Source organism: Halosolutus sp. YCN4, assembly GCF_059736495.1.
Genome location: NZ_JCASSM010000011.1, coordinates 1 through 10,507, shown reverse-complemented (window position 1 = coordinate 10,507; position 10,507 = coordinate 1). Strand labels below are relative to the sequence as shown.

Below are 10,507 nucleotides of genomic sequence, written 5' to 3'. Positions count from 1 at the left end.
TACGGCGAGATCGTTCGAGCGAGGACGTGGTTCGGTCAATTCCGCGAACTCGTTCTCAAATGCGCCGTCAGAAACGTCGAACTAGCGCTCGACGCCTCTAACGGGTGATTTTAGCCGTCTAAACAAGACCCTGTCTTTGCAAAACCCATATTACATCTCCTGAACGTATTGGACCGAATGATTGACCTTGCGATCGGGCTTCCACTTCTGGTGGTACTTCCGGCAGTTGCATTTCTCTCTGGAATCGGCATTACGACACTGGGCCCGGGTGGGATTTTCGTGACGATCGCATTGTACTCGCTGACGACCCTTCCCTCGAGTACGGTCGCGGGAACAGCACACGCGACGTTCATCGCAACGGGTCTGGTCGGAAGCGCTGTGTACGTCCGCTCTGGCGAGATACGGACGGGAAACGGTCGCGCGATGGCACTCGTACTCAGCCTCTCGAGTATTATTGGAGCCCCCTCGGTGCACTGGCGAATTCCGTTCTTCCACGGACGACGTTCGGAGTTTTACTCGGCATCGCGGCCACGGTAACCGGTATCAATATCGTCTATCGAGAGCATCGTGGACTCCGTCCGCTGTACCAGCTAGATGTCACAGACAGACGAGGACTCGTCGTCCCCAGTGGAATCGGGTTTGTCCTCGGAGCCGTCAGCGGTTTATTAGGTGTCGGCGGCCCGGTATTTGCAGCCCCGATGTTGATCACAATTGGTGTCCCGATGTTGTTGGCTATCGCTGTCGCACAGGTTCAGTCGATTTTCATTGCAATCTTTGCAGCCGCGGGCTATCTCTTGCAGGGAAACGTGTCGGCGTCACTCGTAGCGGTAATCGGGATTCCGTTACTCGCAGGGGCAGTCGTTGGATGGAAAATCGCTCACATCGTTACTCCTACCCGACTGAAAACCGCTCTAAGCGTTGTTCTCGTAGCCGTTGGTTGCTACCTTGCAATCTAGCCGACACCTTCTCGATCCCTACCACTTTTGATTCCAACGGAATTTACTTACCGATCGTACAATTGGAGTGGTTAGCGAGCGCAACCGGGGACGCTACGACCGGTGTCTCTCGGTTCGGTTGGTTTCAGGATAGTGATGGGACAACGCTTGGATTCGTATCTGTGATCAACCTCTGTATATCTGTCTATTGCACAGATGCTGTTCGACATTATCGAACAATATATGTGTCATAGTGTGTATTACCCACTCATGAAACGGAACTCCACAACGAAAACAATCAAGTCTGATGAGACGTTGTTCGAGATAGTTTCGTATCTCGAGGAGTCAGAAACCACGGGAACGACCGAGATCGCGTCGCACCTGGGTATTGCAAAGAGCACCGTTCATGCGCACTTGACGACCCTCGAGCAATACGGGTTTGTTGTCAACAACAACGGAGAATATCGAGTTGGACTCGAGTATCTCAACTACGGGAAATCCGCACAATCGTTAAATCCACTCTATCCGAAGGTCGTAGATAACGTCGAATTCCTCGCCCGCGAAACGAACGAGCGATCTTGGTGTCAGGTCGAAGAAAACGGACTGGCGTATTACCTTTGTGGCGCAGAGGGGGAACACTCGGTGCATCCACCCGTTCGCGTCGGGCGAAGTGTCCCGATGCACCAAATCGCCGGTGGAAAGGCGATGCTCGCCTATATGTCCAGCGAACAGATCGACGAAATCATTGCTCGCCACGGCCTCGAAGCAAAGACGGAAAACACGATTACCGATCGCGAGGAATTGGTCGACGAGCTCGAGGAAATTCGGGAACGGGGGTATGCGTTCAACAAGGAAGAATCGCTGGAGGGATTGCATGCCGTCGGCGTTCCTGTTCGAACTCCGAATAAAAAACTGGTCGGGGCACTGAGTATCTCCGGGCCTGCAAACCGACTAAAAGGATCGAAACTCATAGAGGACGTTCCGTCCTTACTTCTTGGCGTTGCAAACGAGTTAGAAATAAACATCACGTACGAGTGATACGGTCCGCTGTAATTCGGTACCGGTGATCGCTATTCCGGACGGGTGATAGCCGGTAATACCCTACAATGACCATACCGTCGTTCGCGACGATGCTATTACCGCCTGTCACTGAGAACCTACATATTTAAGACAAGAACGGACGATTGTGCGTCCGTGTCCGAAGAATTCACCGAAGAACAGGTCCGATCGTGGATTGATACCGACCTCGTTGGTGCAGCCGAATCCGTTCCCGACGAACACGCGGAATTCAATCTGGTGATTCAACTATCCGGTATTATGATCCACGTAATAAAACAGTCTCCGGGTGGTCCACTGCTCGTCGGGCAACAACTCGAGTTCGACGAAGAGATACGCCAGCGTATCCGAAACCTGTCCGACCAGGAGCGTTCGACGTTGCTCTCGCAAATTCGGCGAGCACTTATGCAATCGCACGTTCTCTATGGCTTTCGCAATCACCGCGACGAGAACGTCTCGTTCGCAGACATGCACCAGATCTTCGTCGAACGTCGGATCTATTTCGACGGGGCGACACAGCAGGAACTGATGGATTCGCTGTTGGACGTCTGGAAATCCATGCGATATCTAAACGACATGTGGCAGTTGTTGGATAGTGTGGATACCGTCGGTGCCGAGTCATCGTAGTCTATTTTGTACGTATTCTAGGCTGTACTCATCATAGTCTCCCCCGCGCGGATCAGTGACAGAAGTACACGGACTGTGACGTTCCTTTGTTCGATACTATCGAATGCTGTTTCCCTAACCGGCCCCCCTTCGAATTCTTGATTAATACCGTGACTGTACGTGCTTGTGAACTTCGGCACAAGGGACGATTTATCGTTCCTACGTCCGAAAATTACAATAGTACAATTGTAAATAATTTTGTTGCTCAGTCCGTGTTGATCGCAGCGCCCATGTGTTCGACAACATCGAACGGAATCTCTCCAGTCTCGTGATTCGGCTGCGTTCAGTGAGATCAATATCGTCGGATTCCGCGCCCTGTTCGGAGATCGTGACAATCGATCGTGTGATGTTGGCGTTCACCGTGGCAATCCGGACTGGAGCCCTCGGTGTCGGTCGGGCGTGAACAGCGAGTATGTGTGCTGTATCGGGTGTTAAGGGGATATCTTCTGTCGGGCATCGATCTGCTCTCTGTTCGGTTACTTCGATTGGCTCGCCAGCAACGAGTGGTGATTTCGATGGATAGTGGTCGACCTGGTATCGGTTCGACTGCTCCGATCGGTGTCGAGTCCCTGTTTGGGGCGACGATCGAGACAGTACAATTATTTCATCGAACGCTAATTGTGTGGCATGGTTTCAAAACCCAATCTCGATCGGTTCCAGTCGCGTCGCTCGACGGTGTACGCACCAACCGGTATCGTCGCGACGAGTCAACCACTCGCGGCACAGGCCGGCGTACGAATCCTCCAGCGCGGTGGCAACGCGTTCGATGCTGCAGTCGCAGTTGCCGCGACACTCAACGTCGTCGAACCCGTCGCAACGGGGCTAGGTGGAGACGTTTTCAGTCTCTTCAAAACGAGTGATGGGGAGGTCGGAGCGATGCGAAGTTGCGGCTACGCGCCCGAAGAGGCGACGATCGAAAACGTCAGGGAGGCGGTCAGTCGTGACACAACTGACTCGCCCGATTCGGTTTCGATGCCCCACCGTGGTGCACAGACGGTCACCGTCCCAGGGACCGCGCGTGGCTGGGAACTCACCGTCGACGAGTGGGGGAGACTGACGTTTGCGGACGTCCTCGAACCAGCAATAACCTACGCGCGCGATGGATACCCTGTTTCGGAAGTCATCGCAGACTGGTGGTCGGCCGCGGATTCCCTCTTTACGGATCCACACGCGCGTGAGGCGTATCTCTTCGACGATAGGCCGCCCGAAACCGGCCAGCACGTGACGTTTCCCAATCTCGCGACGTCGTTAGCAACGATCGCAGAGCGCGGTGCCGACGCCCTTTACGAAGGCGAAATCGGCGCCAAAATCGTCGACGAAGTTCAGTCGAAAGGCGGTTTGCTGCGACGGGATGATCTCCGCGGATTCGAACCCGAAATTCTCGATCCGATCTCGACGACGTACAACGGCGCCGAAGTCTACGAACTCCCGCCAAACAACCAGGGAATGATCGCCCTCGAGGCGCTCAACATCGCCGAAGAACTCGACGCCGATCGATACGAGGTCGGATCGCCCGAACGCATTCATTACCTCGTCGAGAGCATGAAGATCGCGTTCCACGACGGCCATCACTACATCACCGATCCCGGTTTCGAACCGGTCCCGCCGTTGCATTCGAAGGAGTACGCGGCAAAGCGAGCGATGGAAGTCTCGGAGACCCCTCAACAGGACGTCTCCGTCGGGATGCCGGATTCTCACGGCGAAAACGCGGATACCGTCTTGCTGACGGTCGCGGACGACGACGGCAACGTCGTCTCTTTCATCAACTCTCGATACAAGGGGTTCGGGAGCGGGCTCGTTGCCGGCAATACCGGAATCGCGCTTCAAAACCGAGGCGGCTCGTTTTCGCTCGATCCGGACCATCCGAACTGTCTCGAACCCGGAAAACGTCCGTTCCACACGCTCGTCCCCGCAATCGTCAATTTCGGACCGAACGATTGGGCATCCTTCGGTGTCATGGGTGGATACATGCAGCCACAGGGCCATCTACAAATTCTCTCCAATATCATCGACTGCAACCTCCCGCTGCAGGAGACGCTCGATCGGCCACGGTGGAAGTATCGCGAGTCCGGAGTGCTGGCAGCCGAGGGAACGATGGATGGAGAAACGCTCTCGAAACTCGCACGGATGGGACACGACGTCCGCGTGGAAACGCCCGACGAATTCGGCGGCGCACAGATCGCACGACGCGATGGCGACGTCCTTTCGGCGGCGACGGACCCGCGGAAAGACGGCGTGGCAATCGGCTTCTAATCGATCGACAGTGATCGGCTTCTAATCGACCGAAACGGATTCGATGGGGCCGAGATCACTCGAGAATCGCTTCCTTGTATTCTCTCCTGAGGGACGCTCCCTCCTCGATCGCCTCTTCGAGTTGGTTGCATCGGGCTCGATCGGCATCGAGCGTCGCTCGGCTGTCACCGATCGCCCGTTCGACGGCTTTCGGTGCCGGACCGCCGTCGATATCGTGGCGTTCGACGAACGAGACGGGATCGAGCGCTGATTCGACCAGTTCGTCGTCGATCCCGAGTTCGTATCCGACGGTGTTCTGTGCGGATTCGTTGACGATCTCAGCGCCGACTTCCGTGGCGTCGAGGTCTCGCTTGAGCGATCGAAGGACCATATCACCGACAATCTTGTGTGTCGTTCGGTAGGAGAGGTCGGTGTTTCGGTGGAGAACGGCGGCCAGTTCCGTACAGGACGCGAATCCTTCTGCGGCCCGTTCTATCATCTCGTTTTCGTTGAATTCCGTAGACTGCACCGTTCCTTCGAGCAGTCGGATCGACCGAATCGTCTCGTCGAAGGCGTCGAAAAGCGGATACACGCCGTCTTCTTCGACGTCTTTGATGTCCTGAAAGTTCGTGTTGTGCAGTGTCGTGTGGACCGCCTCCATCTTCGCGCTGACCTGCGCTGCACGCGCGCGGACGTACTCGAACGGATACGGATTCTTCTTCTGGGGCATCATGCTGCTCGAACCGGCGTACTCGTCTCCGATTTCGATGAAATCGAACTCCCAGGTGTGCCACGTATAGAGGTCTTCACAGAACCGGCTCAGCGTAATCATCGTGGTGGCGAGCGCCGACGCCGGGTGCATGAGATGGTCTCCGCCTGACACGCAGTCGATCGTGTTCTGTTTGTACACGTCGAACCCGAGCAGATCGGCCACCAGCTGTCGATCGAGGGGATATGACGACCCGGCGAGGGCCCCACAACCCAGCGTGGACTCGTCGACGGTCTCGTACGCGTCGAACAGCCGCTGGGCGTCGCGCTCGAGGGAATCCTGGATGCCGAGTAAATAGTGGGCAACCGTCGAGACCTGTGCGTGCTGGTAGTGCGTCCACTGGGGCATCACGGTCTCGATTTCGCGTTCAGCGATATCGAGCAACGTACTCCGGAAGGAATTTACGAGTTCGATAACTCGGATGAGTTGCTCACGAGATTCCATTCGAGCCAGCGGTTCCGGCCGGGTGCGGCCGATGTTGATGTTCCCAGCGACGTCTTCCCCAACCCGTTCGATAAGGCACTGCTCCATGTGCGAGTAAAAATACTCGTACTCCGGATTGTACTCCCCGAGCGCTTCAGGGCCGATGTCGCGGAGGTCCTCGATCGCCGTCAGCAGTTGCTGACCGTCGTCTCTGGAGATCAGATCGGTTTCGACGAGCATGATCGTCCAGGCGACGTTCGTATCGAGAAGGTGTTCGTAGTAGCGTTCGCGCTTGAATTCGTACACCGGCTCTTCGATCGTGTCGGTGTAAATTTCGCCCGGCGCAGCTTCTAATCGGTCACGAGAGATACTTTCCTCTGGTGCCATCACTCTGACAACGGTTACCGCCCATATTAAATACTCGGTTCCCTGAACGATAGTTCTACATATAATATTTGTATAGTATATTGTGAAAATATAAACATTGAAATAGCTCCCCCTCTCCGCACAATGTAGCATGGTAGAGGTTAATCATCACCAGACTGATCTGTTAGTCGTCGGTGCTGGTGGGGCGGGCCTTTTTGGCGCATTACACGCTGATGAGGCGGCCGATGATCTCGATATTTCGTTGGTCGTCAAGAAACTCGCCGGAAAGAGTGGTTGTACCCGGATGGTACAGGGTGGATACAACGCCGTGTTACATCCGGACGACTCGATCGATCGCCACTTCACCGACACGGTCGTTGGCGGCAAGTTTCTGAACGATCAGCGACTTGCTCGCGCACTCGTCGAGGGTGCACCAGAAATCATCCGCGAACTCGAAAACGAGTACGGGGTCGCGTTCGACCGCGACGACGATGGCCACATTCATCAGAAACCGTTTGCGGGCCAATCGTTCGATCGGACCGTTCACAAGGGTGATCTGACGGGCATCGAGATCATGACGAAGCTCCGTGACGAGTTACTCACCCGAAATGTCGACATCATGGAAGAGACCCGGGCCGTCGATCTTCTCACCCGTGACGACGAGGTCGTTGGCTGTCTGGTCCTCGATATCCGCTCCGGAAAGTTCACCGCGGTGAGTGCCAAGGCCGTGTTGCTCGCGACTGGTGCCGGGGCCGCGATGTACAAGATTTCGACCCCGGCCCTGGAAAAGACCGCCGACGGGCAAGCGATGGCTTTCCGCGCCGGCGCGGAGTTCCTCGACATGGAGATGATGCAGTACCACCCGACCGGTATCCTCGCCGGGAACACGAAACTTACCGGCGGCGTTCTGGAAGAAGGCATCCGTGGTGCCGGCGCACATCTCTACAATTCGGAGGACGAGCGGTTCATGGAGAAGTACGCGCCCGAAGACATGGAACGGGCAACCCGAGATATCGTTTCGCGAGCCGCGTACCAGGAAGCGATGGACGGTCGCGGTACCGAAAACGGTGGCGTCTGGCTGGACGCGACTCACCTCGGTAAGGAGTTCGTCGAGGAGAACTTCCCGGGGATGACCGATCGAACGCGCAACGTCGGCCAGGACCTCTCGACCCAGCGCGTAGAGGTCAGTCCCACCGCTCACTACCACATGGGTGGCATCGCGATCGACGACTCGTGTCGGACGAACGTTCCCGGTCTGTTCGCCGCCGGGGAGGACACCGGCGGAGTCCACGGCGGGAACCGTCTCGGCGGCAACGGCGTCGTCAATTCCACCGTCTTTGGATCACGGGCCGGGGATGCGATCGGGGAGTTCATCGACGACCGAGAACGGGTTCCCTACGACGACTCGCAGGTCGAGGAGATCGTCGACCGCGTCACAGAACCGCTGGATCGCGACGGCGATCAGGACGTCTACGACCTCCGAACCGAACTCGAGGAAACGATGTGGGAGTACGTCGGCGTCGTTCGAGACGGCGACCGCCTTCAGGAGGGAATCGAACGGATCAGGAGCGTTTACGATCGACTGGACGATGTCGGCGTCACCGGAAGCCGGCGATACAATCTCGAGTGGAATCACGTCATGGACGTCGAGAACCTGGCAACCATCGCGGAACTCGTCGCCAAGAGCGGCCTAAAACGGACCGAAAGCCGAGGCGCACACTATCGCAGTGATTTCCCCGAGCGCGACGACGAGAACTGGCTGAAAAACATCTACATGACAAAGAACGACTCGAGTGTCGATATGTGGACCGAACCGGTCGAACTGACCTCGATCGAACCCGGTGATGTCGACGAGGGACCGATCGTGCGGTCGTAGCGCCGGTGCAAAGATTAACGAGTGACAACCACTAACACCGATTATGGACCACCGAACATTTGACGTACACCGATACGACCCAGAAGCGAACGAACAACGCCGTTTCGAATCGTACGACGTACCGATCTACCCGTCGACGTCGGTACTGGACGCACTCTTCCACATTCAAGAGGACAAGGGCGAAAATCTCTCGTTTCGGTTTTCGTGTCGACAGGGCGTTTGCGGGAGTTGCTGTATGGCGATCAACGGCTCCGCTCGTCTGGCGTGTCAGACGCCAGTGAGTGACCTCGCCGGAGGTCCGGTACGCGTCCAGCCGCTGTTCAATCTGCCGGTGATAAAAGACCTCGCTGTCGACATGGAACCGTTTTTCGATACGTTTCGCGAGATCGCTCCGTCCTTCGAATCTGACGACCTGGACCGAGAGTCCGACGTAGCGGTGATGGACCCCGAGTCGGACGAACAGGAGATGATCGAACCCCGGACGGACTGTGTCGGTTGTGGGGCGTGTTACTCGAGTTGCAGTGTTGCCGGCGAAAACTACATCGGCCCGGCGGCGATTAACAAGGCTCTGAAGATGATTAAAGACCCCCGCGATTCGAAGACCGAAGAACGGCTCGAACGGCTCATGGAATCGGATGGCGTCTGGAGTTGTCATACGCAAGCAAACTGTACGCGCGTCTGCCCGAAGGACATTCCCGTCTCCGAAGGCATTCAGCATCTCAAACGCGAAGCCGTGAAACACGGTCTAAAACAGAAGCTCACGTCGAGCGACTGACCACACGCGGGGATACTCGAAGAGAATCGTCAACGAGTCGCGAACCGTCGGCACGACCGCAAAGCCCTCGACACAACCACAGCGATTTCGGTTTTATTCGGAGTTTCAGCCCGTCAGCCGGAGGACCAACAGCGCCAGAAACGCGAGGCCAACGAGCCATACGAGCGCCCGTTTGCTCCCGTCTCCGATCGAGGTTTCGAGGACTGTCGCGCGGACGCCAAGAAAGCCGTGGAGCAGTACCAGACCGAGCGTCGCCGTTAGCAGCGGCTGGTAGAGATTCAGATCGACCAAGATCGTAAATCCGTACTGTGGAAACAGTTGTACTCCCACGTGGATCGCCAGCAGGACGACGAGTGCGAGCGCACTCAACCGGTGTAACACCCACGCCGAGTACCCTACGTCGCTTGGCGGTCGCGTCTCGACGGTACTTGCGGTCATTACAGCGACACCCCCGCGAGGAAGACGAGCGCTGCCGAAGCGACCAGGGTACCGTAGAACACCCTTCGTGCCTGTGAGAGACCGATGCCGAACAACTCCGCTGCGATCAGTCGCACTCCGTTGAAGCCGTGGAACACGAGCACTGCAATTACAAATACCGTTACCGTCGTCGACTCGGGGAGATACACGCTATTAGGCCCCGCGGCGGGAATAGCGAGGTGGACGCCGACCCAACCGAGAAGGAGCCACCCGGTAATACGGTGCAGTGCGAAAGCGACGTGTTCCGGAGCGTACGTTAGCCAGCTTTTGAGGTCGCTCACTCGCCGGCGGTACGTAACTCCGCTCTCGTTTATGGATGTATTCATGCTCACGTATACCGTCATTCCGAATCCAGGGTATTTATGATTTCGGTGGAACTGACCGCTGGGCGGGGAATCGACCGTGGGTGCTCTCGGCGGAGATCCGCTGTGGTATGCTACCGCAAACTATATGTCCGTCTATTCGGAATCCCACAGTGGACCATGGCAGACAGATATATGATCGTTGTCGAACCGGAGGACAACGTCGCGACGGCGATTCGCGACGTCGACGCCGGTGAGACAGTCGATATCGATCGCAGTGGTGAAGTCGTTACCGTCACCGTCGACGAAGACATCCCGTTCGGGCACAAGATCGCTCTCGAGGACCTCGTGGAGGGCGAGACGGTTTACAAGTACGGGCTGAGTATTGGCTATGCGAGCACGGATATCGAGGCCGGCGAGTGGGTTCATGCCCACAACGTCGACAGTAATTACGGCCGTGGCGACCTATCGGACGATACAGCAGTGGTGAGCGAATAATGACTGACTTTCTCGGATACGAACGAGACGACGGCAGTATTGGCATTCGAAACTTCGTCCCGATCATCGCGACGGCACCGTACGCCAACGACACGGTAAAGCGAGCGGCGGACATCGTCGACGACGCGATCC

General features: G+C 56.6%; 11 protein-coding genes and 1 pseudogene. 9 read left to right on the top strand and 3 right to left on the bottom strand.

What is annotated here, in order from left to right; all coding sequences use genetic code 11:
* The 5 genes and pseudogenes from AC6I6X_RS22770 to ggt form a co-directional block, all read left to right on the top strand.
* Window positions 1-108, top strand: a pseudogene (locus AC6I6X_RS22770) (IS5/IS1182 family transposase); the annotation flags it as partial.
* A gap of 122 nt (window positions 109-230) precedes the next feature.
* Complete coding sequence (locus tag AC6I6X_RS22765) at window positions 231-956, top strand: sulfite exporter TauE/SafE family protein (RefSeq protein ID WP_497932857.1); 726 nt, start codon at window positions 231-233, stop codon at window positions 954-956.
* Window positions 957-1,205: 249 nt separating this feature from the next.
* Complete coding sequence (locus AC6I6X_RS22760) at window positions 1,206-1,973, top strand: IclR family transcriptional regulator (RefSeq protein ID WP_497932854.1); 768 nt, start codon at window positions 1,206-1,208, stop codon at window positions 1,971-1,973.
* A 156-nt stretch (window positions 1,974-2,129) separates the two neighbouring features.
* Entirely contained in the window at window positions 2,130-2,618 is a 489-nt protein-coding gene (locus AC6I6X_RS22755) for a DUF2299 family protein (protein WP_497932853.1), read from the top strand.
* A gap of 666 nt (window positions 2,619-3,284) precedes the next feature.
* Window positions 3,285-4,910: a gamma-glutamyltransferase gene (ggt, locus tag AC6I6X_RS22750; RefSeq protein ID WP_497932852.1), complete on the top strand. Its 1,626-nt coding sequence runs from the start codon at window positions 3,285-3,287 to the stop codon at window positions 4,908-4,910.
* Window positions 4,911-4,965: 55 nt separating this feature from the next.
* Here ggt and argH read toward each other — a convergent pair whose 3' ends face one another.
* The gene (gene argH / locus AC6I6X_RS22745; RefSeq protein ID WP_497932851.1) at window positions 4,966-6,468 is read right to left on the bottom strand and encodes an argininosuccinate lyase; all 1,503 of its coding nucleotides are present in this window, start codon (window positions 6,466-6,468) and stop codon (window positions 4,966-4,968) included.
* A 130-nt stretch (window positions 6,469-6,598) separates the two neighbouring features.
* On the opposite strand from argH, the gene AC6I6X_RS22740 reads away from it, so the two are divergent.
* Together AC6I6X_RS22740 and AC6I6X_RS22735 are read left to right on the top strand one after the other, a co-directional pair.
* Entirely contained in the window at window positions 6,599-8,323 is a 1,725-nt protein-coding gene (locus AC6I6X_RS22740; protein ID WP_497932850.1) for an FAD-binding protein, read from the top strand.
* Window positions 8,324-8,366: 43 nt separating this feature from the next.
* Window positions 8,367-9,098 carry a succinate dehydrogenase/fumarate reductase iron-sulfur subunit gene (locus AC6I6X_RS22735; RefSeq protein ID WP_497932849.1) on the top strand — a complete coding sequence of 244 codons (732 nt, stop codon included), beginning with the start codon at window positions 8,367-8,369 and terminating at the stop codon, window positions 9,096-9,098.
* A gap of 105 nt (window positions 9,099-9,203) precedes the next feature.
* Here the strand turns inward: AC6I6X_RS22735 and AC6I6X_RS22730 are convergent, their stop codons facing one another.
* Complete coding sequence (locus AC6I6X_RS22730) at window positions 9,204-9,536, bottom strand: succinate dehydrogenase/fumarate reductase transmembrane subunit (RefSeq protein ID WP_497932848.1); 333 nt, start codon at window positions 9,534-9,536, stop codon at window positions 9,204-9,206.
* On the bottom strand, window positions 9,536-9,901 hold the full coding sequence (locus AC6I6X_RS22725; RefSeq protein WP_497932856.1) for a succinate dehydrogenase/fumarate reductase transmembrane subunit: 366 nt from the start codon (window positions 9,899-9,901) through the stop codon (window positions 9,536-9,538). The genes AC6I6X_RS22730 and AC6I6X_RS22725 overlap by 1 nt, the downstream gene beginning before the upstream one ends.
* A 102-nt stretch (window positions 9,902-10,003) precedes the next feature.
* On the opposite strand from AC6I6X_RS22725, the gene AC6I6X_RS22720 reads away from it, so the two are divergent.
* Both AC6I6X_RS22720 and AC6I6X_RS22715 read left to right on the top strand, forming a co-directional pair.
* The gene (locus tag AC6I6X_RS22720) at window positions 10,004-10,375 is read left to right on the top strand and encodes a UxaA family hydrolase (RefSeq protein ID WP_497932847.1); all 372 of its coding nucleotides are present in this window, start codon (window positions 10,004-10,006) and stop codon (window positions 10,373-10,375) included.
* Window positions 10,375-10,507, top strand: a 133-nt coding sequence (locus AC6I6X_RS22715; protein ID WP_497932855.1) for a UxaA family hydrolase, incomplete at its 3' end; no start/stop codon positions are given. The genes AC6I6X_RS22720 and AC6I6X_RS22715, both read left to right, overlap by 1 nt.

Excerpts from the sequence above, each read along its gene's own strand:
- AC6I6X_RS22760 (WP_497932854.1), top strand. The coding sequence starts at position 1,206 with ATGAAACGGAACTCCACAACGAAAACAATCAAGTCTGATGAGACGTTG.
- ggt (WP_497932852.1), top strand. The coding sequence starts at position 3,285 with ATGGTTTCAAAACCCAATCTCGATCGGTTCCAGTCGCGTCGCTCGACG.
- argH (WP_497932851.1), bottom strand. The coding sequence starts at position 6,468 with ATGGCACCAGAGGAAAGTATCTCTCGTGACCGATTAGAAGCTGCGCCG.
- AC6I6X_RS22740 (WP_497932850.1), top strand. The coding sequence starts at position 6,599 with ATGGTAGAGGTTAATCATCACCAGACTGATCTGTTAGTCGTCGGTGCT.
- AC6I6X_RS22735 (WP_497932849.1), top strand. The coding sequence starts at position 8,367 with ATGGACCACCGAACATTTGACGTACACCGATACGACCCAGAAGCGAAC.
- AC6I6X_RS22730 (WP_497932848.1), bottom strand. The coding sequence starts at position 9,536 with ATGACCGCAAGTACCGTCGAGACGCGACCGCCAAGCGACGTAGGGTAC.
- AC6I6X_RS22725 (WP_497932856.1), bottom strand. The coding sequence starts at position 9,901 with ATGAATACATCCATAAACGAGAGCGGAGTTACGTACCGCCGGCGAGTG.